The 20,117-nt window shown below is 68.5% G+C and carries 21 protein-coding genes and 1 riboswitch; of the genes, 13 read left to right on the top strand and 8 right to left on the bottom strand.

From position 1 onward, the window contains the following. The first annotated feature begins 42 nt into the window (after nucleotides 1-42). Both ACQP06_RS17290 and ACQP06_RS17285 read left to right on the top strand, forming a co-directional pair. Complete coding sequence (locus tag ACQP06_RS17290; protein WP_433673142.1) at nucleotides 43-507, top strand: hypothetical protein; 465 nt, start codon at nucleotides 43-45, stop codon at nucleotides 505-507. Next, the gene (locus ACQP06_RS17285) at nucleotides 504-818 is read left to right on the top strand and encodes a transcriptional regulator (RefSeq protein ID WP_433673141.1); all 315 of its coding nucleotides are present in this window, start codon (nucleotides 504-506) and stop codon (nucleotides 816-818) included. The genes ACQP06_RS17290 and ACQP06_RS17285 overlap by 4 nt, the downstream gene beginning before the upstream one ends. Before the next feature lie 14 nt (nucleotides 819-832). On the opposite strand, the gene ACQP06_RS17280 is transcribed toward ACQP06_RS17285, so the two are convergent. Next, nucleotides 833-1,462 carry a hypothetical protein gene (locus ACQP06_RS17280; protein WP_433673140.1) on the bottom strand — a complete coding sequence of 210 codons (630 nt, stop codon included), beginning with the start codon at nucleotides 1,460-1,462 and terminating at the stop codon, nucleotides 833-835. Nucleotides 1,463-2,030: 568 nt separating this feature from the next. On the opposite strand from ACQP06_RS17280, the gene ACQP06_RS17275 reads away from it, so the two are divergent. The 4 genes from ACQP06_RS17275 to ACQP06_RS17260 all read left to right on the top strand — a co-directional run bounded on the left by ACQP06_RS17275 (nucleotide 2,031) and on the right by ACQP06_RS17260 (nucleotide 6,060). Further along, nucleotides 2,031-2,429, top strand: a complete 399-nt coding sequence (locus ACQP06_RS17275) for a hypothetical protein (protein WP_433673139.1) — start codon at nucleotides 2,031-2,033, stop codon at nucleotides 2,427-2,429. Between the two features lie 57 nt (nucleotides 2,430-2,486). Next, nucleotides 2,487-3,107 carry a TetR/AcrR family transcriptional regulator gene (locus ACQP06_RS17270; RefSeq protein ID WP_433673138.1) on the top strand — a complete coding sequence of 207 codons (621 nt, stop codon included), beginning with the start codon at nucleotides 2,487-2,489 and terminating at the stop codon, nucleotides 3,105-3,107. A gap of 93 nt (nucleotides 3,108-3,200) precedes the next feature. Continuing rightward, a riboswitch (M-box (ykoK) riboswitch) is annotated at nucleotides 3,201-3,374 on the top strand. 220 nt (nucleotides 3,375-3,594) lie between these two features. Beyond that, nucleotides 3,595-4,308 (top strand): MgtC/SapB family protein, encoded by a 714-nt coding sequence (locus ACQP06_RS17265; protein ID WP_433673137.1) that lies wholly within the window; start codon nucleotides 3,595-3,597, stop codon nucleotides 4,306-4,308. Between the two features lie 210 nt (nucleotides 4,309-4,518). Next, a complete protein-coding gene (locus ACQP06_RS17260) occupies nucleotides 4,519-6,060 on the top strand; it encodes an FAD-dependent monooxygenase (protein WP_433673136.1) in 1,542 nt (513 codons plus the stop codon). 110 nt (nucleotides 6,061-6,170) lie between these two features. Here ACQP06_RS17260 and ACQP06_RS17255 read toward each other — a convergent pair whose 3' ends face one another. Both ACQP06_RS17255 and ACQP06_RS17250 read right to left on the bottom strand, forming a co-directional pair. Next, nucleotides 6,171-6,935: an SDR family NAD(P)-dependent oxidoreductase gene (locus tag ACQP06_RS17255; protein ID WP_433673135.1), complete on the bottom strand. Its 765-nt coding sequence runs from the start codon at nucleotides 6,933-6,935 to the stop codon at nucleotides 6,171-6,173. A 121-nt stretch (nucleotides 6,936-7,056) separates the two neighbouring features. Further along, nucleotides 7,057-8,010, bottom strand: coding sequence for an aldo/keto reductase (locus tag ACQP06_RS17250; protein ID WP_433673134.1), 954 nt, complete (start codon nucleotides 8,008-8,010; stop codon nucleotides 7,057-7,059). A gap of 98 nt (nucleotides 8,011-8,108) precedes the next feature. On the opposite strand from ACQP06_RS17250, the gene ACQP06_RS17245 reads away from it, so the two are divergent. Next, a complete protein-coding gene (locus tag ACQP06_RS17245; protein WP_433673133.1) occupies nucleotides 8,109-8,720 on the top strand; it encodes a TetR family transcriptional regulator in 612 nt (203 codons plus the stop codon). A gap of 34 nt (nucleotides 8,721-8,754) precedes the next feature. On the opposite strand, the gene ACQP06_RS17240 is transcribed toward ACQP06_RS17245, so the two are convergent. Next, nucleotides 8,755-9,594 (bottom strand): helix-turn-helix transcriptional regulator, encoded by an 840-nt coding sequence (locus tag ACQP06_RS17240; RefSeq protein WP_433673132.1) that lies wholly within the window; start codon nucleotides 9,592-9,594, stop codon nucleotides 8,755-8,757. An 82-nt stretch (nucleotides 9,595-9,676) separates the two neighbouring features. Here ACQP06_RS17240 and mraY point away from each other — a divergent pair, with 82 nt between their 5' ends. Further along, nucleotides 9,677-10,762 carry a phospho-N-acetylmuramoyl-pentapeptide-transferase gene (gene mraY / locus ACQP06_RS17235; RefSeq protein ID WP_433673131.1) on the top strand — a complete coding sequence of 362 codons (1,086 nt, stop codon included), beginning with the start codon at nucleotides 9,677-9,679 and terminating at the stop codon, nucleotides 10,760-10,762. A gap of 58 nt (nucleotides 10,763-10,820) precedes the next feature. Here the strand turns inward: mraY and ACQP06_RS17230 are convergent, their stop codons facing one another. Then, nucleotides 10,821-12,350, bottom strand: coding sequence for a DHA2 family efflux MFS transporter permease subunit (locus ACQP06_RS17230; RefSeq protein WP_357082150.1), 1,530 nt, complete (start codon nucleotides 12,348-12,350; stop codon nucleotides 10,821-10,823). A gap of 222 nt (nucleotides 12,351-12,572) precedes the next feature. Here ACQP06_RS17230 and ACQP06_RS17225 point away from each other — a divergent pair, with 222 nt between their 5' ends. From ACQP06_RS17225 to ACQP06_RS17205, 5 genes are read left to right on the top strand one after another with little or no spacing between them, the layout of a single operon-like run. Next, nucleotides 12,573-12,791, top strand: a complete 219-nt coding sequence (locus ACQP06_RS17225; RefSeq protein ID WP_357082152.1) for a hypothetical protein — start codon at nucleotides 12,573-12,575, stop codon at nucleotides 12,789-12,791. A 45-nt stretch (nucleotides 12,792-12,836) separates the two neighbouring features. Continuing rightward, nucleotides 12,837-13,943 carry an SPFH domain-containing protein gene (locus ACQP06_RS17220; RefSeq protein ID WP_433673130.1) on the top strand — a complete coding sequence of 369 codons (1,107 nt, stop codon included), beginning with the start codon at nucleotides 12,837-12,839 and terminating at the stop codon, nucleotides 13,941-13,943. Nucleotides 13,944-13,986: 43 nt separating this feature from the next. Then, nucleotides 13,987-14,382 (top strand): cold-shock protein, encoded by a 396-nt coding sequence (locus ACQP06_RS17215; RefSeq protein WP_357082156.1) that lies wholly within the window; start codon nucleotides 13,987-13,989, stop codon nucleotides 14,380-14,382. A gap of 51 nt (nucleotides 14,383-14,433) precedes the next feature. Then, the gene (locus ACQP06_RS17210; RefSeq protein WP_433673129.1) at nucleotides 14,434-15,534 is read left to right on the top strand and encodes an ATP-dependent DNA ligase; all 1,101 of its coding nucleotides are present in this window, start codon (nucleotides 14,434-14,436) and stop codon (nucleotides 15,532-15,534) included. Continuing rightward, nucleotides 15,531-16,592, top strand: a complete 1,062-nt coding sequence (locus ACQP06_RS17205; protein ID WP_433673128.1) for a DNA polymerase domain-containing protein — start codon at nucleotides 15,531-15,533, stop codon at nucleotides 16,590-16,592. The genes ACQP06_RS17210 and ACQP06_RS17205 overlap by 4 nt, the downstream gene beginning before the upstream one ends. Nucleotides 16,593-16,694: 102 nt before the next feature. On the opposite strand, the gene ACQP06_RS17200 is transcribed toward ACQP06_RS17205, so the two are convergent. The 3 genes from ACQP06_RS17200 to ACQP06_RS17190 form a co-directional block, all read right to left on the bottom strand. After that, nucleotides 16,695-17,792, bottom strand: a complete 1,098-nt coding sequence (locus ACQP06_RS17200; RefSeq protein ID WP_433673127.1) for an amidohydrolase family protein — start codon at nucleotides 17,790-17,792, stop codon at nucleotides 16,695-16,697. Nucleotides 17,793-17,841: 49 nt separating this feature from the next. Further along, the gene (locus ACQP06_RS17195; protein WP_433673126.1) at nucleotides 17,842-19,080 is read right to left on the bottom strand and encodes a serine hydrolase domain-containing protein; all 1,239 of its coding nucleotides are present in this window, start codon (nucleotides 19,078-19,080) and stop codon (nucleotides 17,842-17,844) included. A gap of 98 nt (nucleotides 19,081-19,178) precedes the next feature. Continuing rightward, entirely contained in the window at nucleotides 19,179-20,087 is a 909-nt protein-coding gene (locus ACQP06_RS17190; RefSeq protein ID WP_433673125.1) for a LysR family transcriptional regulator, read from the bottom strand. Between the last annotated feature and the right edge of the window lie 30 nt (nucleotides 20,088-20,117).

Raw genomic sequence — 20,117 nt, 5'->3', positions numbered from 1 at the left:
AAGTGGAGTCTTACTTTCCAAGTAGGAAAGTGAGGAGTCATCATGGACGGCATCACTCCGGAGCAGGCGCGTTCGGCACTCGACGCGGCCGGGCAGGCACGCCGGAAAATCGCCGCCGAGGTCGGATTGCCCCGCGGTTATTGGTGGGGAATGGCCTGCGGCTGGCTGGCTTTGGGAGTCCTGGGCGATCTGGGCCCGGACTGGCTGGTGGCGGTCGCGACCTTGGTGTTCGGGGCCGGGCACGCGACGGTGGCGTCGCGACTGCTCGACGGCCGCCGCCGCACCGGCGGGGTCCAGGTCAGCGCGGAGGTCGCCGGGCGGCGCACGCCCCTGGTCGTGATCGGCATGCTGGTGGGCCTGGTCGCGCTGACCGTGGCCGCGGCGATCGCCCTCGACGCCGATGGGGCGCGGCATCCGCGCATCTGGTCGGCGCTGCTGGTGGCCGCGGTCATCGGCTTCGGCGGGCCGGAGTTGCTGGCGGCGGGGCGGCGGTGGGTGCGCGCGTGAGCGAGGCCCGTTTCGACGAACTGATCCACCCGAGCACGCGGCTGACGCTGGTGGCCACGCTCGCGGCGGCCGACTGGGCGGAGTTCGCGTTCCTCAAAGAGCGCCTGGGACTGTCGGATTCGGCACTGTCCAAGCAGTTGGCGACCCTCGAGGAGGCCGGGTACGTCAGTACCGAGCGCCGCCTCGAGGGCAGTCGCCGCAAGGTGCGCGCCCGCTTGACCGCCGCTGGGCGCAGCGCCTTCGACGGGCACATCGCGGCATTGCGCGAGATCGTGGCGGGCGCGACCGCGCCCGGCGAGCCGCTCGGGTAGGCGGGCGCGGTTGGTCAGGTGCGGGCCGGGCGGCGGGCGGCCTGTTCGCCGTGCGCGGGGCGGCGCTGCTGGGGCTGTTCGGGGCGCGCCTGGCGGCGCTGGGGCTCCTCGGCGCGAGCCGGACGGCGCGGCGGTTCCTCGGTCCGCGACTGGCGGCGCGTCGGCTGCTCGGCCGCGCGCCACTGGTGATGCTCGGCGAGTTCGTAGTGCTCGGCCTCAGGATGCTCGGGCCCGCCGTTGCGGTCGGCCATGGCGCGCGCCGACCACCGGATGGCGTAGGCGACCCAGAAGCAGGGCAATGAGGCGGCCAGGAAGATCGCTCCCGCGGCGAGCAATCCGGAGCCGACGCCGAGCACCAGCAACTCCCAGCGCGGGTAACAGGTGGCGGTGCCGGTGCAGTCGCCATAGGTCCGCTGGCCGTACTCCCAGGCGAACAGGCCCACGCCCGAGCCGACGGTCGATGCGAGCAGGAAGTTGGCGATGTACCAGCAGCGCACCAGTTTTCGGGCGAAGATGAGCGCGCCGAGCTGTCCGGAACCGAGACTGTCCGCGATATCGTCCCCGACGCCGAGATGTCGGCCCCAGCCCGACGGCTCGATGGGCTCGGCTACGTCGGAGTTACTGGCATACCGGCTTGCGGTCATCCTGGACGATCCTTCTGCTCCTCGAACAGTCCACCGGCACAGGTTGATTCGCAATGCCTACCCGACTGAATCCGAACTGGGTCGATCATTGCAGCGTCTCGGCATTCGCGTCGTCCTTGTGGCGGAATCGGCGCTTATGAGACGGCGTCGCCGGGCCGGGATCGGGGTCGGCCCGGCGACGCCGGGGTTCGCGGCGCCCGCTGCGCGGCGGGGACGCGGGAGGCGAGTCTCGGGGAAGAGGACTCGCGCGGTGTCCGATCGCCGGTGGGTGTCTGCGCTTCGTCACCCGGGCGATTCGGACAATCGGAACGTTAGCGATGTAGTAGCTGAATTGCGCTGCGAGCAAGCGAATTAGGGGATTGTTAGGGGAACCCCCGCCTTTCGGCCTCGATCCTGGACAGCCGACTGATTGCCGGAGATCGCGAATTGCGTTGGCGGGGTTACCGGTTCGCACCGAGTAGTCCCGATACGCGCATGTCGGGGGTGCTGAACCCGGACACTTGCCTCTATGCGCCAATGGCGTCGCAGTTTTCTCATTCATCCCGTTCATCTGGGGAGATGATCGACAATGATCCGCTCACGCACCTCGGCCGTGTCCGTGTTCGCCACCTGTAGCGCCGCGGCCGCGGCGCTCGTGCTCGCCGCGCCCGACGCGTCGGCCTACGTCAGCAGCGTGACCATCGCGACCGGTACCAGCATCGGCGGCGGCTACGGCACCAACTGCGCCTACACGGTCACCGTCAACGGCAGCCCCAACGAGTACGTGTGGCTCTACGACAGCGCCTCGGCGACGTTCAGTCCGCAGCAGTTCAGCCTGGGTAGCGGCGGCACCGCCACCTCGAGCTGGACGCCGACCTCCACGGGCACCCATTACGTGCAGGCCTGGACCTACAACGGCTCGCAGTGGGCGGTGGTCACGGTCGGCACCGGCATCAACCTCGGCAGCGCGTGCGTGGTCACCAAGTGAGCCGGTCCGGGGCCGGGTGTGCGCTCACACCCGGGCCCGGGCATTACTCTTGACCCGGTGCAGACCGAGCAGCCTCCCGCCGAGGAGCCCCGCATCTGGGGCGGAACGACCCTCACCGAACGCCGTGAGGCGCGCCGCACCGCGCTGCTCGAGGCCGCACTGGACCTGATCGGCGAATCCGGGGCGGGCGCGGTCACCATGCGCGCGGTGTGCCGGCGCGCCACGCTGACCGACCGCTACTTCTACGAATCCTTCGCCAGCCGCGACGAACTGCTCGACGTGCTGTATCGCCAGATCGCCGACGAGTTCCTGGATCCGATGACGGCGTTCGCGGTCGCCGATGATCGCGATCGGGATCGCGCGCTGTCGGAAGCGCTGGTGGACAAGGTGCTGCAGGATCCGCGCAAGTCACGGCTGTTCCTGGTGGAGCCGTATTCGTCGACGGGGCTGGGGCAGACCACGATCGCGGTGATGCCCGCGTTCACCCGCCTGATCCAGGATCACCTGTTCGCCCACATCGACGATCCGGTGCGGCGGCGGCTGGCCGCGGTCACCATGGCCAGCGGTAATGCGGGCATGTTCTCGGCGTGGCTCAATGGCACGCTGCGCGCCACGCGCGATCAGATCGTGGACCATCTGGTGGCGACCATCGACGCCTATCGCGGCATGTATCGCTGACTCTCCCACCGGCCCGGTTGCGGCGTGGATGCGGGCGACCGCGGTCACATCGGGTTGCGAGGCGCGGCGCGGAGGTGTTTACTCGCTGACGCAAGGTGCCGTCGTTAGCTGAGGCTCCTTCACGGATACAGGCCGGCGATCCCGAACGTCGAGAGACGCCCCGGATCAGGACAGGCTTCCCCGAGCTAAGGGGATGCCCCGACCGGCTCCCGCCCTGGTGGCGGGTTACGCCGTGGAGTGCTGAAGGTCTTACGAGGGGTGGTACCCGTGCCGGCGATTCCCCGCCGGTCCCACTCCCCCGGCATGTACGCGACCTGGTGGTCGCGCTGCGCCTGTGTGTCGAGGAGGTGGTGGTCGTGCCCGATGGACCGGACCGAGTTCCGTTAGCCAATCGTTCACCAGGCGACACTCCATTAATCCTCCGGCCGCTGCCGCACACCCGGTAGCGTCCGACTTCGAGTGCGCCGTCATCCGCTGGGAGATCGAGATGACCACCTGGGAAATGCTGCTCCGCCTGGCCACCGGTGTCGGGTTGGGCGCGATCATCGGATTCGAGCGCCAGTTCCGGGCTCGCATGGCCGGGCTGCGCACCAACGCACTGGTCGCCGCCGGTGCGACCCTGTTCGTGCTGCTGTCCGCGCACGGCTTCAACGGCGCCACCGCCGACCCGACTCGCGTTGCGGCGCAGATTGTTTCGGGTATCGGCTTCCTGGGCGCGGGCGTGATCCTGCGCGACGGGTTCAATATCCGCGGCCTCAATACCGCTGCCACGCTGTGGTGTTCGGCCGCGGTCGGCGCGCTGGCGGGTGCGGGCATGTACTCGACGGCCGCGGCGGGCACGGTCGCGGTGGTGGTGGTCAATACCGCGCTGCGCACGGTCGCCCGGTCGGTGGATCGTCCGCTCGCCGACGGCACCGACGCGCAGGACGCTCTGTACGCCTTCCACGCCGACACCGACGACGCGCACGAGGCACAGGTGCGGGCGTTGCTGGTGCAGTCGTTGACGCGCACCGACTTCCGGCTGGTGTCCATCTCCAGTCATGACACGTCCCCGGGGCGGGTGCAGGTGCGGGCCGAGCTCACCGGCGATCGTCGCGACGATCGCCAGATGGAGTCCGCGGTGAGCCGTCTGAGTCTGGAGCCGTCGGTGACCAGCGTCGGCTGGCGCACGGTGCCGCGGCCGGTGGAAGCCGAGCAGTGAGCTCAATCGAATTCGACAGTGTCCCGACGCGGGATTCATCTTGTCGTACAGGAGGTTCGGCACCCATCGGGCCAAACCAGAAACCGGAGGTTCTCTTTCCCCTTCCAACATATAGCGCACCCGGGGGCTTGCCGCAAGGCCGGGGGCATGCCGCAGAATCGCTGCTCGTAGTCGATCAACCGCGGAAAACAGGAGTGTGGATTGCGAGTCATGGACACCGATGTGATCATCGTCGGCGCCGGCCCGACCGGGCTGATGCTGGCCGGTGAACTGCGCCTGGCCGGAGTACGGCCGCTGGTGCTGGAGCGGCATCCGCAACTCTGGGATGTGCCGAAGGCCAGTGGGATCGGTGGCCGGATTCTGGATTTGCTGCGGTATCGCGGATTGCTGGATCGGTTCGAGGCCGCCAGCGCCGATCCGTATCCGCCGTTGCGGTTGCCGTTCGGCGGGATGCACATGGACTTCACGCGGATGGCGGAAGCGCCGATGAAGGTGCTGCCGATGGCACAGATGGAGATCGAACGACTGCTCGCTGAACGCGCCGGCGAATTGCGGGCGGAGATCCGGCGTGGGCATCGGGTGGACGTGGTGCGGCAGGACGATGAGACGGTGACCGCGGAGGTGACCGGGCCGGACGGGGCGTACACGGTGACGGCGCGGTATCTGGTCGCTTGCGATGGTGGGCGCAGCCGTATTCGCGAGATGGCGGGAATCGTTTTCTCCGGCACCACTTATCCGGAGGTCGTGCGGCTGGCTCAGGTGTCGGTGGGCGACGGCGTGACCGTGTACGAGAACGGCGACCTCGAGGTGCCCGGATTCGGGCGGGTCGCAGCGGGATTCACCCGGACCGAGAACGGTCAGCTGGCCTTCGCGAGCACGCCGGACGGAGCGCTGCACCTGTCGACCACCGAGGACGAGACCGCGGAATACGACGACGATGTACCGATGACCCTGGACGAACTGCAGGACAGCATTCGCCGGGTGCTGGGTGCGGAGATTCCGATGAGGGACGCGAAGCGGTTGTCGCGCTTCACCTTCAAGGATCGGCAGGCCGAACAGTACCGGGCCGGGCGGATCATGGTAGCCGGTGACGCCGCGCATCTGTTCCCATCCACCGGTGTCGCGCTCAATGCGGGCATGCTCGACACGGTGAACCTGGCGTGGAAGCTGGGCGCCGAGATCAATGGCTGGGCGCCGGAAGGTCTGCTGGACACCTACCACGAGGAGCGGCACGCGGCCGGTGCGCGCACCCGCATGCAGGCTCGGGCGCAGGTGGCGTTGCGGCGTGGGCAGGATGCCGCGTCCGAAGGCCTGCGGCAGTTGTTCCAGGAACTGACCACCGACGAGCCGGCGTTGCGGCGGGTGGGTGACCTGATCGCGGGCAACTGCACCCGGTACCCCCAGTCCGGATCCGACCGGCACGCCCTGATCGGCGCTTTCGCGCCCGATCTCGTGCTGCACACCGAGCAGGGCGAGAGCAGCGTCGCCGTGCTCATGCGCACCGCCCGGCCGATTCTGCTGATCCTCGCTGAGCGCCCGGAGCTTCGGGAGATCGCCGAAGCCTGGCAGGACCGCGTCGAAATCCACACCGCCACAACGGAGGAGCGGCCCGACGCCGCGCTGCTCATCCGCCCGGACGGCCATATCGCCTGGGCCGCGCCCATCGAGGAACCCGCCGAATCTGCGGCGGCATCGCTGCGCGAAGCACTCGGAGTTTGGTTCGGTGCACCGCTGACGGCGGCCGTTCAGTAATCCAGAATCGGCGGCTGCGATGCTGAACACCGCATCGCAGCCGCCGCAGCGGCGATCTCAGCAATAGCGGATGCTCTGCACCACACCAGGTTCCGGCCACCGGGCCAGGTTCAGACCATGGCCGAGGGGATGACAGAGGTGAGTCCGCCGTCGACGAGTAGATCCTGGCCGGTGATGTAGGAGGCGTCGGCGGAGGCCAGGAACGCGACCGCGGCGGCCACATCGTCGGAAGTGCCGATGCGCGCGAGCGCCACCCGCGAAGCCGCCTCAGCTTGGGTCTCCGGCGTGGTCTCGGCACGGAAGGCCGGGGTATCGGTGTAGCCGGGGCTGATGGAATTCACCCGAATCCCCTTGGGCGCCAACTCCGCCGCGAGCGTACGCGCCAGCGAATCGATCGCGGCCTTGGTGGCGGTATAGAGAGCGGTACCAGGCGCACCCCGATAGGTGGCGAACGAGGCATTGATGACGATCGCACCACCCGCCGACATCAACGGCAGCACGTGCTGGATGGTGAAGAACACCGACTTGAAGTTGAGCGCCACAATCCGATCGAACTCATCGGGAGTGACGTCGGTGAACGACTGAAACGCCCCAACCCCCGCATTCACGAACGCCACATCCAGCCGCCCGAACCGCTCTGTGGCAGTACGGGCCAGCGCAGCAAGATCCTCGCTGTCGGTCACATCGCCAGGCACGGCGATGGCACGCTCCCCCAGCTCAGCGACAGCTGCGTCGAGCCGGCTCTTGTCCCGCCCAGTGACGATCACCTCCGCACCTTCGGCAATGAGGCGCTGCGCCGTGGCCAGCCCCATGCCACTACTACCCCCGGTGATGAGTGCGATCTTGTTCTCGAAGCGGGACCCGTTGTGCGTCATGCCTTCAGCGTGCCGGGCGACGCAGTGGGCAAACAGTGCGTGCTTATCGTGGGTGTGACACCACCACCTTCACGTGGCTGCGCTCCTGCTGGATGGCCCCGACGCGCCAACAGCGAGTGAGTCAGAGCCAGGGTGAGGGTGTGCCGCGGCCTCCGTGTCCGCCGGTGGGTGCGATGTCGGTGATTCGAGCGAGGTCCGCGGCGCTGAGGATGAGGTCCGCGGCCGCGATGTTGTCGGTGACGCGGTCCGGATTGCGGGAGCCGGGGATCGGGACGATGTAGTCCTTCTGCGCCAGGAGCCAGGCCAGCGCCAGCTGGGACACGGTGGCGCCGTGGGATTTCGCGAGCTGGGTGAGCTGCTCGACGATGTCGATGTTGGCGGCGTAGTGCTCCGGGCTCCACCAGGGCAGTCGGCGGCGGAAGTCGGTGGGGTCGTAGTCGTCGATCGGTTGCACGGCGCCGGTGAGGAAGCCGCGGGCGAGCGGGGAATAGGCGACGAATCCGATGCCGAGTTCCTCGAGCAGCCCGAACAGCGGTTCGGCGTCGCGGGCGAAGATCGAGTACTCGGTCTGCAACGCTGAGATCGGGTGCACCGCATGGGCTTTGCGGATCTGTTCGGGCCCGGCCTCGGACAGTCCGAGGTATTTCACCTTGCCCGCCGCGACGAGCTCGGCCATGGCGCCCACGACGTCCTCGATCGGGACCGCCGGGTCCACGCGGTGCTGATACAGCAGATCGATGCTGTCCACGGCGAGGTTGCGCAGACTGTTCTCCACGACCTCGCGGATGTGCTCGGGGCGCGAATCGGTGCCGAACTCGCGAGTGAACCCGAATTTGGTGGCGATCACCACCTCGTCGCGCACCGGGGCCAGGGCGCGGCCCAGCAGCCTCTCCCCCTCACCCCACCCGTACATCTCGGCGGTGTCGAAGAAGTCGACGCCGAGCTCGTGTGCTCGCCGAATCGCGGTGACCGACCGCTCGTCGTCGGTCGGGCCGTAGGCGAAGACCGTGCCCATCGATCCGTAGCCCATCGCCGAGGCGGTCAAGCCCTGCGTGCCGAGTTTTCTGCGCTCCATACGTACCTCACCGAGTCAAACCGAACTGTTTGGTTTGACGCTACACGCGGTCGCCACACCCGTCAAACCAAACAGTTCGGTTTGCTAGGATCAGGGACATGACCAGCCCTTCCCGCGCCGACTCGACCCGCGACCGCATCCTCGAAGCGGGCAAGAGCGAATTCGCGCGGTACGGGATCGCCGGCGCACGGGTCGACCGCATCGCAAAAGCGGCCAAGACCAGCAAGGAACGCGTCTACGCGTACTTCCGCAGCAAAGAAGAGCTCTACCGCTTCATCGCCGCTCAGGAACTCGACGCCGTCGCCGAGGCCACCCGCCTGGACCCGACCGACCTACCGGGCTACGCGGGCCGGATCCACGACTACTTCACCGCCCACCGCGAGAACCTGCGCCTGATGCGCTGGGGCCAACTCGAATTCGCCGGCACCGATCCCGACGACGCCACCCGCGACACGGTGATCCGCAAGACCGCGCAGATCCGCCGCGCCCAGCAGGATGGACACCTCGATCCGTCCTGGGATCCGCTCGACATCCTGATGTTCGTCAATCAACTCGCCATGGCCTGGGCCGACCAGCCGGGCCTGGACAACTCCGCCGCCACCGGTACGCCGTCGGAGTTCGCCCTCGCGCGCCGCGCGGCCATCGTGACCGCTGTCGAAAGACTTTTCCCCGCAACCCGTTCCACCACAGACGACCGCCCGGACCCCTAGACGTTCATCCAGGGCGCGCCAGTCGACATGCCCGTCACGCGGGTGGTGCCAGGCGGAGGCGGTGGAGGTGGTCGAGGGCTTCGGCGGTGCCGGTGCTCGGGCGGGGGTTGTAGAGGACCATGTGTTGGCCGGGGCGGTCGGCGAAGGTCAATGTGGTGGTGTCGAAGTGGAGTTCGCCTACTTCGGGGTGTTGGAGGGCGTTGACTGCTTGGGTGGGGGTGCCGACGTCGTGGCGGGACCACAAAGCCGCGAATTCGGGGCTGCGGTGGGCCAGGTCGGTGATGATGGCGTCGAAGCCGGGGTCGTCGGGGCAGGGGGCGGTGTCGGCGCGGTAGGCGGCGACGACGGCGGGGGCGGCCTGCTGCCAGTGGTCGGTCATGGCCAGGTAGCGGGGGTTGGTGAAGTAGGTGTTGAGGCAGTTGTGGCCGGGGCCGTCGTAGCCGAAGACGGCGCGGGCGGCATCGTTGTAGGCCAGGACGGTCCAGTAGCGGTTGCGCAGGACGGCGGGGCGGGTTCCCCAGGCGTCGAGCAGGTTGCGGGTTTCGGGGGTGATGTCGCTGCCGGTGTCGCCGCCGCGGCAGGGCGGGTTGAGGCCGGAAAGGACATAGAGGTGGGCGCGTTCGGTGTCATCGAGGAGCAGGGCGGCGGCGATGGCGTCGAGGACGTCAGTGGAGACGGTGATGTCGCGGCCCTGTTCGAGCCAGGTGTACCAGGAGACGCCGACTCCGGCGAGGAGGGCGAGTTCTTCGCGGCGCAGGCCGGGGGTGCGGCGGCGGCCGGCGGTGGGGAGTCCGACCTGGTCGGGGGTGATGCGGGCGCGTCTGTCGCGCAGGAACTCTCGCAGTTGGTCGCGGCGCGCACCCGGGGTGGTCATATCTCACGCTAACAATCACGGGGCCCCTTTCGTTCCGGCGGCGGTTAGCATGTGACCGGATTTCGGGTTTCGAGGGGGTGCGATGCGGCAGATTCTGGTGGCGGCGCTGGTGGCGCTGGTGGTGTCGATCACGGTGACGCCGTTGCTGATTCGGCTGTTCACGCGGCAGCGGTGGGGGCAGGCGATCCGCTCGGACGGCCCGTCGAGTCATCTGTCCAAGCGGGGCACCCCGACCATGGGCGGGTTGGCGATCCTGGTCGCGATCTGGTGCGGGTACGGGGCGGCGTCGCTGGTGGGGCGGCATTTCGACGGGCGGGGCGCGTCGGCGTCGGGGCTGCTGGTGCTGGGGTTGGCGACGGCGTTGGGGGCGGTGGGGTTCGCCGATGACGCGATCAAGTTGTCGCAGCGGCGCTCGCTGGGGTTGACGGCGTCGGGCAAGATGGTCGGGCAGTTGTGCGCGGCGGTGGTGTTCGGGGTGCTGGCGTTGCGGTTCCGCGGCGGGTCGGGGCTGACGCCGGGCAGCAAGCAGATCTCGATCGTGCGCGACATTTCCACGGTGTCGCTGGCGGTGGCGGGGTTTCTGCTGGTGGCGTGCATCATCGTGGTGGCGTGGTCGAACGCGGTCAATATCACCGACGGTCTGGATGGTTTGGCGGCCGGTTCGGTGGGGTTGGCGCTGGGTTCGTATGTGCTGATCACGTTCTGGCAGTATGCGCACGCGTGCGCGACCAGGGCGGTGCCGGGCTGCTACACGGTGCGTGATCCGCTGGATCTGTCGGTGGTGTGCGCGGCGGGCGCGGCGGCGTGCGTGGGATTCCTGTGGTGGAACGCGGCTCCGGCGAAGATCTTCATGGGCGACACGGGGTCGCTGGCGTTGGGCGGACTGCTGGCCGGGTTGTCGATCACCACGCGCACCGAACTGCTGATGGTCGCGGTCGGCGCGTTGTTCGTGGCCGAGATCGCGTCGGTGGCCTTGCAGATCGTCATGTTCCGCACCACCCGCACCCGGGTGTTCAAGATGGCCCCGTTCCATCATCATTTCGAGCTGACCGGCTGGCCGGAGACCACGGTGATCATCCGGTTCTGGCTGCTGGCGGCGATTTCGGCGGCGACGGGGCTGCTGTTCTTCTACGCCGAGCACCTGGCCTCGTCGGGGCCGCGGCGCTGAGAAACGCGAAAGCCCACCCGGGACAAGGGTTTCCGGGTGGGCTTTCGACGGTGTCAGCTCAGTGCACGACCGCGGGTGCGTCGGCCGCGGCCGGGGTCGCCGGTTTGGTGCGCGGCAGGAAGAACGCCGGGATCAGCGTCGCCAGCAGCAGCACGGTGGCCACCACGAAGGTGTGGGCGAACGCCTGGGCGGCTTGATCGAAGCCGTCGGCGAGGACCTGCGGCGGAACCTGCTGGGAGATGCGCGGATCGTAGTGCGATCCGATGGCCATCTTGGCTTCGGGCCGGTGGTTGAGCAGGGTGGTCAACACCACGGAAATGGTTGCGGTGCCGATGGATCCGGCCGTCTGGTTGACGATGTTCATCAGGGTGGAACCCCGCGCGACCTCACCGTGGGTGAGGGTCTGGATGGCGGCGGTCATGGTCGGCATCATGGTGCAGCCCATGCCCAGACCCATGATGAACAGCACCCCGCACAGCATCGGGTAGGGGGTGTCGGCCTTGACCTGGGTCAGCGCGGCCATCGACAGCGTCATGATCGAGATGCCGGTGAGCACGATCTTGCCGGGCCCGATCTTGTCGACCAGGCGGCCGGCGATCGGCATGGTCAGCATCGCACCCAAGCCTTGCGGTGCGATGAGCAGACCGGCGGCCAGGGTGGATTCACCGCGCACCTGCTGCAGATACGAGGGCAGCAGCAGACCGGAGCCGAAGAACGCCATGGCGAACAGGGTCATGGTCATGACCGCGTAGCGCAGCGATTTGTTCTTGAACAGCCGCAGGTCGATGAGCGGGTGTTCGGTGCGCAGCGCGTGGAAGACGAACGCGATCAGCAAACCCGCGCCGACGATGGCGGGGATGAGCACCTTGGCCGACTTGATCGTGCCTTCACCGGGGATGGAGGACACACCGAACAGGAAGGCGGCCAGACCGGGCGAGGCGAGCAGCATGCCCAGGAAGTCGAAGCTCTGCGACGGTTCGGGATTGTCGCGCGGGAAGATCGTGTAGGCCAGCACCAGGGCGATGATGCCGATGGGCAGGTTGATCAGGAAGATCCAGTGCCAGCTGAAGGAGTCGATGAGCCAGCCGCCCAGGATGGGGCCGCCGATGGGGCCCAGCAGCATGGGCACGCCGAGCACGGCCATGACGCGGCCGATGCGGGTGGGGCCCGCGGCGTGGGTCATGATCGTCATACCCAGCGGCATGAGCATGCCGCCGCCGAGACCCTGAATGACGCGGAAGGCGATGAGGGACTCGATGTTCCAGGCCGTCGAGCACAGCACCGAGCCGATCACGAAGAACACCAGCGCCATCATGTAGAGGCGTTTGGTGCCGAATCGGTCGGCGGCCCAGCCGGTGAGGGGGATGACGGTGGCCAGCGCGAGGGTGTAGCCGGTCATGGACCAGGCGGCGATGGCGTAGGTCGTGTTGAAGTCGTGCTGGAAGGTGGGGATGGCGACGGTCACGACCGTGACGTCGAGGATCGACATGATGGCGCCGAGCACCACGACACCGGCGATTTTGAAGACGCCGATGTCCAGCTTGTCGTCGGCGGAGTCGGCCGCCTTGGTATCCGGAGGGGTGGTCACCGCTTCAGCCTGCCAGCCGGTCGGCCGTGAAACCAGCACATTTTTCTCTCGGTGCCCATGCGCAGGTCCTCTCTACCGCGGACAGGTCGCTTCGGAGTCGGATTCCCAAAGCATACCGAGCAGTAGCAACCTTGGAGCAAGTTCGTGGCGGACCGCCGAACCCCACGCGCACCGCGCGTACCCTGGCGTTCTCAGCGAAGTACGGCGAGGAGAACACTCTCGATGACCGACCCGGTAGTGGGCCTGACCGGTACGCTGACCTCGCCGATCCGGGGCGAGGGAGCTCTGGGTGAGGTGCAGGTCGCCATCCGAGGGGGAACCGAGCTCTACATCGCGCGTGCCCGCGAGCCGCTGTCCGCCGGTGCGTCGGTGCTGGTGGTCGCCGTTCATCCCGGTCGTGTCGTCGATGTTGTTGCGTGGGTCCCGCTTCCGGGCGATTGATTGTTCGGAAATGGTTCGAACCACGTTCGAGGGGAGTCACACACGATGCTGGGTTATCACGTACCCGATCCCGATGAGGCAATGCTGGTCAGCGGTGGCCGTCACGGCAAGGACGGCGGCGCGCCGTTCCGGGTGATCATCGGTCACGGCGCCTGGGTGGTGCCGTTGTTCCGCAAGGTGCGGTATCTGTCGCTGGCGATGTTCGAGGCCGAGATCGGGGAACGCTGCGTCACCAAGCAGGCCATCCAGCTCGATGTGCGGGCGGTGATCGCGTTCAAGGTCGCCAATGACGAGCAGTCGATCGTCAATGCGGCGCAACGGTTCCTGTCCGAGCAGGAGAAGGAGATGAGTGTGCTGACCGGGCGCATCTTCTCCGGTCACCTGCGCTCGATCGTGGGGTCGATGACGGTCGAGGAGATCATTCGCGAGCGCCAGAAGCTGGCCGACGAGGTGCTGGTGGCCTCGAAGGTGGAGATGAGCAATATCGGGTTGTGGGTGGACTCGTTCCAGATCCAGCACATCGACGACGGCAATCTGGGCTACATCACCGCCATGGCCGCCCCGCACAATGCCGCGGTGCAGCGGGACGCGCAGATCGCGCAGGCCGCCGCCGCCCAGCTGGCCGCCCAGGCCGAGCAGGAGTCCCAGCGCAAGCAGGCCGAATACCAGCGCGAGACCGCGATCCTGCGCGCGCAGTATCAGCGCGATATCGACAAGGCCAATGCCGAAGCCGCGCAGGCGGGCCCGCTCGCGCAGGCCACCGCCATGCAGGAGGTGCTCGCCGCCCAGGCCGAGCAGGCGCGCAAGCAGGCGGAGCTGCGGGAACAGCAGCTGCAGGCCGAGGTGGTCAAACCCGCTCTGGCAGAGGCGGATCGGGTGCGAATTCTCGCCGAGGCCGAAGCCGATCGCACCCGGATCCAGGCCGAGGCGGCGGCGTCGAACAATCGGATCGCGCTCGATCAGCTGTTGATCGAGCAGTTGCCCGAGATCGTCAAGCAGGCCGCGGGCGGGCTGTCGAAGGCGAACCTGACGGTGCTCAATGGTCCCGACGGGGTGTCGGAGATCGTCAACGGGATGGTGGGCCAGGGGTTGACGGTCTTCAATTCGTTGCAAAAGGCACTTTCCTCCAACAATGATCAGCCCGCGGACTAGAGTGACCGCCAGAGGGACGCGGCGACGAGGAGCGGGTGTTTAGGTGTCCATCGGGAAATTGGTGTCGTTCGACAGCTCTCGGGGTTTCGGGTTCATCCGTCCGGAAGACGGCGGCCCGGATGTGTTCGTGCATGTCAACGACATCGGGTTGGATGAGGACGAGCTGCGCCAGGGGCGGGTTTTCGAATTCGATGTGACCGAGGGTGATCGGGGTCCGAAGGCGATCAATCTGGCGGTGGTGCCCGGTCAGGCGGCCGCGCCGGTGCGGCACAAGGCCAAGGAGCATCGCGCGGCGGGCCAGATGACCGCGGCCGAGCATCGCCGGTTGATCACCGAACTGTTGTTGGACGCCTCGCCGCAGCTGACGGCGGCGGAGATCATCACGATTCGGGATCGGCTCACCTCGTTCGCCGACGCGCACGGGTGGCTCGAAAACTGACCGGTTCGCATTACGATCGGTCTCGGATCCGCCGCGAACCGAGGAGGCCGTGTGCTGTTGCCCGTCATGCCGCCGGTGAAACCGATGCTGGCCAAATCGGTGTCGGAGCTGCCCCGGGATCCGGGGCTGCGGTTCGAACCGAAATGGGACGGCTTCCGCTGCATCGTGTTCCGCGACGGACCCGACATCGAGCTGGGTTCCCGCAATGATCGGCCCCTGACCCGGTATTTCCCCGAACTGGTGGAACTACTGGGTCAGGCGCTGCCGCCGCGGTGCGTGGTGGACGGGGAGATCGTGGTCGTCACCGAGAACGGCCTGGATTTCGACACGCTGCAGCAGCGGCTGCATCCGGCGGCGTCGCGGGTCAAGAAGCTGGCCGCGGAGACCCCCGCCAGTTTCGTGGGCTTCGACCTGCTGGCGTTGGGTGACGAGGATCTGACCGGGCGGCCGTTCGCCGAGCGGCGCGCCCTGCTCGAGACGGTGCTCGACGGTTCACATCCGGGCACGCATCTGACGCCGATCACCGATGATCCCGATGTCGCCGCGGACTGGTTCACCCGGTTCGAGGGCGCGGGGTTCGACGGGGTGATGGCCAAGGCGTCGGATCTGGCGTATCTGCAGGACAAGCGGGTGATGCTCAAGATCAAGCATGAGCGGACCGCCGACTGCGTGGTGGCCGGGTTCCGCTGGCACAAGGACGGCCAAGGGGTGGGATCGCTGCTGCTGGGCCTGTTCGACGACGAGGGCAATCTGCATCATGTCGGGGTGGCGTCGTCGTTCACCGCGGCCCGGCGCAAGGAACTGGTCGACGAGCTGGCCCCGTTGCGGGAGAACGCCCTGGAGAATCACCCGTGGCGTTCCTGGGCCGATGCCGCCGCCCAGGCCAAGGCCGACGGGAAGATGCCGGGCGGGGTGAGCCGCTGGACCGGCGGCAAGGATCTGTCGTGGGAGGCGTTGCGTCCGGAGCTGGTGGCAGAGGTGCGCTACGAGCATGTGATGGCCGGGCGGTTCCGCCACGGCGGGCGGCTGGTGCGGTTCCGCAGTGACCGCACCCCCGAATCGTGTACCTACGCTCAGCTCGACGAGGTCGCGCCCGCCGAGCTGGCCGATATCTTCGCCGAGGCCAGAAACTCGAAAGGGACCGCGCGGTGAGTGATTCGGCGCAGATCGAGGTCGCCGGGCGCACGGTGCCGGTGTCGAATCCGGGCAAGGTGTATTTCTCCAAGCGCGGGGACACCAAGCTGGATCTGGTGAATTACTATCTGGCCGTTGCCGATCCGATCATGCGGACCATCGGCGGGCGGCCGGTGCTGCTGGAGCGCTACCCGGACGGGGCGTCGGGCAAGTCGTGGTTCCAGAAGCGGGTTCCGTCCTCGGCGCCGGACTGGTTGCAGACCACGGTCGTGTCCACCCCCAACGGCACCACCAGTGACGCGCTGGTCGCGGTCGATATGGCGCACATCGTGTGGGCGGTCAACCTGGGCTGCTTGGGTTTCCACGTCTGGCCCACTCACGCCGGTGCCGAGGCGGCGTCCACGTTCCCGCCGGTGCTCGACGCGGCGGGGAATGTGCTGCCGCCGACCGGTGTCACCGATGAGCTGCGCATCGATCTGGATCCCTCCCCCGGCATCGGTTTCGACGATCTGCGGGCCGCGGCGTTCGCGACCCGCGAGTTGTGCACGGAACTGGGTATCGATGTGCGCGTGAAGACCTCCGGTTCGCGGGGCCTGCACCTGTACGCGATGTTGAAGCCGGAGTGGGACGGCTACCAGGTTCGGGCGGCGGCGGTCGCGCTGGCGCGTGAACTCGAACGCCGCCATCCCGACGACATCACCGCGGCGTGGTGGAAAGAGGAGCGCGGCTCGCGGGTGTTCGTCGATTTCAACCAGAATGCCCCGCACAAAACGGTTTTCGGCGCGTGGTGCGCGCGCCCGAAGGTCGGCGCGCAGGTCTCGACCCCGATCTCCTGGGACGAGCTGGCCACGATCGTGCCCGACGACCTGACCATCGCCACCGTCCCGGCCCGTGTCGCCGAACTGGGCGATCCGTGGGCCGACCGCACCCCGCAGTCACTGGCCCCGCTGTTGGAGATGTCGGACAAGGACATGGCCGCGGGCTTGATGGACGCCCCGTGGCCGCCGGTGTATCCGAAGATGCCCAATGAGCCGCCGCGCGTGCAGCCGAGCAAGGCCCGCAAGGACGCCGACTAGCTTCCGGTCGGCTCGTCACAGCACCGCGGCGACCGTCACCGCCGATCCGACGAGGAACAGTGCCCACCCGCGGGCGCGACGCCGACGGGTGGCGGGCATGGGCTAGGCCGAGAGTGTCTGCGCGGGTGCGTGTTCGGTTCCCGCGCACCAGATCGTGCGGATGGCGCGGGTGGCGGTGATGTCGGCGAGGGGGTCGGCGTCGAGCAGGACCAGGTCGGCGCGCAGGCCCGGGGTGATGGCGCCGCGGTCGGTGAGGCCGAAGTGGCGGGCGGGCAGCGCGGTGCCGGCGTTGAGGGCGTCGGCGGGGCTGAGGCCGGCCTGGACGAGGAGCTCGAGTTCGTGGTGCAGGCTCGCGCCCTGGGGTGGGTGGACGGGGATGCCGGTCATCTGGTTGGCGTCGGTGCCGGCGAGGATGGGGACGCCCGCGGCGTGCAGGACGCCGACGGTCTTCAGTGACGCGGGGAAATACTGTGCGACGCCGTGGATGTCGGCGACGCCTTCCATCATGACGAGGGTGGGGATCACCACGTGGGCGCCGGTCGCCAGGCGATCGATGTCGGCGGCGGGCAGGCGGGCGCCGATGGGGACGTGGGTCAGGGCGTCGACTCCGGCGTCGATCGCCATGGCGTACGCGCCGGGGGTGGAGGTGTGGGCGACGACGGTCAGGCCGCGGGCGTGGGCGGCGGTGACGACGGCCTTGGTGGTGTCGGCGTCGGGCCCGCCTTCGCCGGGGGCTTCCAGGACCAGCTTGATGTAGTCGCTGCCGGTCGAGACGCGCTGCGCCACCATGGCTTCGGCGTCGTCGGGGTGAGCGATGCCGGCGACGTCGGCGATGCCGGGGACGTGGGCGTGCACGCCCGCGGAACCGATGATCGGCGCCCCGGCGCAGCGCAGGGCGGTCGTGGCGGTGCGGGCGCGCGCCTGCTCGATCAGGGCGGTGTCGGCCGATCCCATGTCGAGTACGGTCGTGACGCCGTGGGCGGCATAGGTATCCAGCGCGTGCGGACTGTCGAGATGGATGTGGGCGTCGATGAGGCCCGGGATGAGGATGGCCCCGTCGGCGTCGAGGTGTTCGGCGCCGACGGGGTCGGTTCCGATGACGGTGCCATCGATGACGACCGTGGTCGGTGCGGTGATGGTGTGGCCGTCGAAGATTCGGACGTTTCGGATGGCCAGCTTGTGATTCGACTCCCCCTGCATGCAGCCAATCTAGAACCCGTTGCAGCAGTGGGCAAGATCGACTCGCGGGTCAGGCGGCTCCGGCGGTGCGCTCGACGGCGAGCGCGGCGGGTTGGCGGGCGCCACGCAGGATCAGGTGCAGCAGGGCCACGAACAGGGTTTGGTCGACCGGACTCCAGCCCGCGGACATGCGGTTGTGCACGAATCCGACGGCCACACCGGAGTCGGGGTCGGCCCAGCCCATCGATCCGAACAACCCCATGTGCCCGTAGCCGCGCGGGGCGTGCGGGGACGGGAAGCTGTGGTAGCCGACGTGCCAGAACGGGATGACCAGGGCGCGGTCGAGCTGGTAGGTGCGGATTCGTTGCAGGCCCCGAACGGTTTCCGGCGACAGGTAGGTGCGGCCGTCGACGGTGCCGCCGCCTGCGAGGGCGCTGTACATCTTGGCCAGGGCGGGCGCGGTGCACACGGCATTGCCGGCGGGCAGGGCGGTGTCGAGGATGGTGGGGCGGTCGCCGCGGAAGATCGATTCCAGGCCGGGGACGTAGATGGAGGAGATCGGGGAGCGCAGCAGGCGCGGCAGTTGCGGGACGGCGGTGGCGACCGGGCCCGGAATGGTGTGCTCGGCCAGGTTTTTCAGCGATCCGACCAGGTCGGCGGGGCGGGTGCGGGATCCGGCGGGTGGGCGGCCCAGGTGGATGCCGTCGACGCCGAGGGGTTCGGCGACCTCGCTGCGGTAGAGGCGGGTCATGTCGTGGCCGGTGATGGCGCGGGCGAGGCCGGCCATGAGCCAGCCGATGGTGAGTGCGTGGTAGATCGGTTTGCCCAGCAGGTGATCGGGTTTCGCGGCCGCGAGGCGTTGTTCCATGAGTTCGTGGTCGAGGACTTCGTCGGGGGTGACGGCGGGCAGGCCCGAGAGTCCGGCGCGGTGGCTGAGCAGTTCGGTGACGGTGATCCGGCCTTTGCCGTTGGCGGCGAATTCGGGCCAGTACTCGGCGACGGGGGCGTCGTAGTCGAGCAGGCCGCGATCGGCCAGGCGCGCGAGGACGGTGGCCGAGACACCTTTGGACGCGGAGTACACCATGGCGCCGGTGTCGGCGGTCCAGGGTGTGCCGTGGGCGTCGGCGGCGCCGGCGTGGATGTCGACGACCAGTTCGCCGTCCTGATACACCGCGAGTGCGCCGCCGTTGCCGCGGCGTCCGGCCAGGACGCGGGCGAATGTCCGTATGGCGGAATCGAATCGGGGGTCGGCGGCGCCGTGTACTCCGGCGGGCAGTCCGGCAGCGGTGGCGGAGCTGTGGGTCGTCATCGATCCACGGTAGCGGCGCCACCACCACCCCGGCAAGGTGTGTCTGGGACAATTTTGGGGCGGGATTGGGGGTTTCGGACCTGGCGAAGTGGGAACCGTTATGCGCCCGGCGAACCCAGCGCGGTGCGCAGAGTGTCGCGGAGCCAGCGTTGGGCGGGGTCGGCGTCGAGGCGGGCGTGCCAGCGCAGCCGGATGTCGACTTCGGGCAGGGGCGCGGGGATGTCGAACCAGCGCAGGCCCAACGTGTCGCCGTAGTGGGCGGCGAGGCGGTGCGGGACCAGCCCGACGTAGGGGGTTTGTGAAACCAGCAGGGCGGCAAGGGCGGAGGTGGGCACGACGGCGGCGACGTGGCGGCGCAGACCTTCGGCGGTGAGCGCGTCGTCGAGGGGGCCGCGGGCGCGGCCGCGCCGCGACGCGGACACGTGCGGGTGTTTGCAGAGTTGGGCCAGGGTGGGGCGGCGGCGCCGGCCCAGCGGGTGCTCGGCGCGGACGATGCCGACGAGGTGTTCGCGGTAGAGCTCGGCGGTGTGGATGTCGGGGGCGGCGGCGGTGTCGGCGCCGATGTCGAGGTCGATGGTGCCGTCACGTAACGCTTCGAGGCTTTCGTCGCCTTCGGGGACGAAGCGCAGGACCACGCCGGGTGCGGCGGCCGCGGTGGCCGCGACGGCGGCGGTGACCAGGGTCGCGGCGACGCCGTCGTTGATGCGGATGGCGAAGGTGCGCTTCAGTGCCGCGAGGTCGACGGTGCGGTCGGCGCTGATGAGGGCGGAGGCCTCTTCGAGGAGGGACCGGACGCGGGGTGCGGTGCGCAGCGCGAACGGGGTGGGGGCCATGGCGCGCCCGGCTCGCACCAGGATGGGGTCGCCCATGGCGCGGCGCAGTCGACCCAGGGCGCGGCTGGTGGCGGGGATCGACAGGTGCAGGCGTTCGGCGGCCGCGGTGACGCTGGCGTCCTGGAGCAGGGCGTCGAAGACGCGCAACAGGTTCAGGTCGAGCTGCTCGGTCATTGTTGCATCGTATGCAACTCTGGGTTACTA

Source organism: Nocardia sp. CA-136227, from assembly GCF_050955695.1.
Lineage (GTDB): Bacteria > Actinomycetota > Actinomycetes > Mycobacteriales > Mycobacteriaceae > Nocardia.
Note: the sequence above shows the minus strand (reverse complement) of the source record. Positions and strands in the feature narration are given on the sequence as shown.

Bases quoted from the DNA above. Each gene is read 5' to 3' on its own strand.
- ACQP06_RS17290 (WP_433673142.1), top strand. From the start codon at position 43: ATGGACGGCATCACTCCGGAGCAGGCGCGTTCGGCACTCGACGCGGCC.
- ACQP06_RS17280 (WP_433673140.1), bottom strand. From the start codon at position 1,462: ATGACCGCAAGCCGGTATGCCAGTAACTCCGACGTAGCCGAGCCCATC.
- ACQP06_RS17275 (WP_433673139.1), top strand. From the start codon at position 2,031: ATGATCCGCTCACGCACCTCGGCCGTGTCCGTGTTCGCCACCTGTAGC.
- ACQP06_RS17265 (WP_433673137.1), top strand. From the start codon at position 3,595: ATGACCACCTGGGAAATGCTGCTCCGCCTGGCCACCGGTGTCGGGTTG.
- ACQP06_RS17260 (WP_433673136.1), top strand. From the start codon at position 4,519: ATGGACACCGATGTGATCATCGTCGGCGCCGGCCCGACCGGGCTGATG.
- ACQP06_RS17255 (WP_433673135.1), bottom strand. From the start codon at position 6,935: ATGACGCACAACGGGTCCCGCTTCGAGAACAAGATCGCACTCATCACC.
- ACQP06_RS17250 (WP_433673134.1), bottom strand. From the start codon at position 8,010: ATGGAGCGCAGAAAACTCGGCACGCAGGGCTTGACCGCCTCGGCGATG.
- ACQP06_RS17245 (WP_433673133.1), top strand. From the start codon at position 8,109: ATGACCAGCCCTTCCCGCGCCGACTCGACCCGCGACCGCATCCTCGAA.
- ACQP06_RS17240 (WP_433673132.1), bottom strand. From the start codon at position 9,594: ATGACCACCCCGGGTGCGCGCCGCGACCAACTGCGAGAGTTCCTGCGC.
- mraY (WP_433673131.1), top strand. From the start codon at position 9,677: ATGCGGCAGATTCTGGTGGCGGCGCTGGTGGCGCTGGTGGTGTCGATC.
- ACQP06_RS17225 (WP_357082152.1), top strand. From the start codon at position 12,573: ATGACCGACCCGGTAGTGGGCCTGACCGGTACGCTGACCTCGCCGATC.
- ACQP06_RS17220 (WP_433673130.1), top strand. From the start codon at position 12,837: ATGCTGGGTTATCACGTACCCGATCCCGATGAGGCAATGCTGGTCAGC.
- ACQP06_RS17200 (WP_433673127.1), bottom strand. From the start codon at position 17,792: ATGCAGGGGGAGTCGAATCACAAGCTGGCCATCCGAAACGTCCGAATC.
- ACQP06_RS17195 (WP_433673126.1), bottom strand. From the start codon at position 19,080: ATGACGACCCACAGCTCCGCCACCGCTGCCGGACTGCCCGCCGGAGTA.
- ACQP06_RS17190 (WP_433673125.1), bottom strand. From the start codon at position 20,087: ATGACCGAGCAGCTCGACCTGAACCTGTTGCGCGTCTTCGACGCCCTG.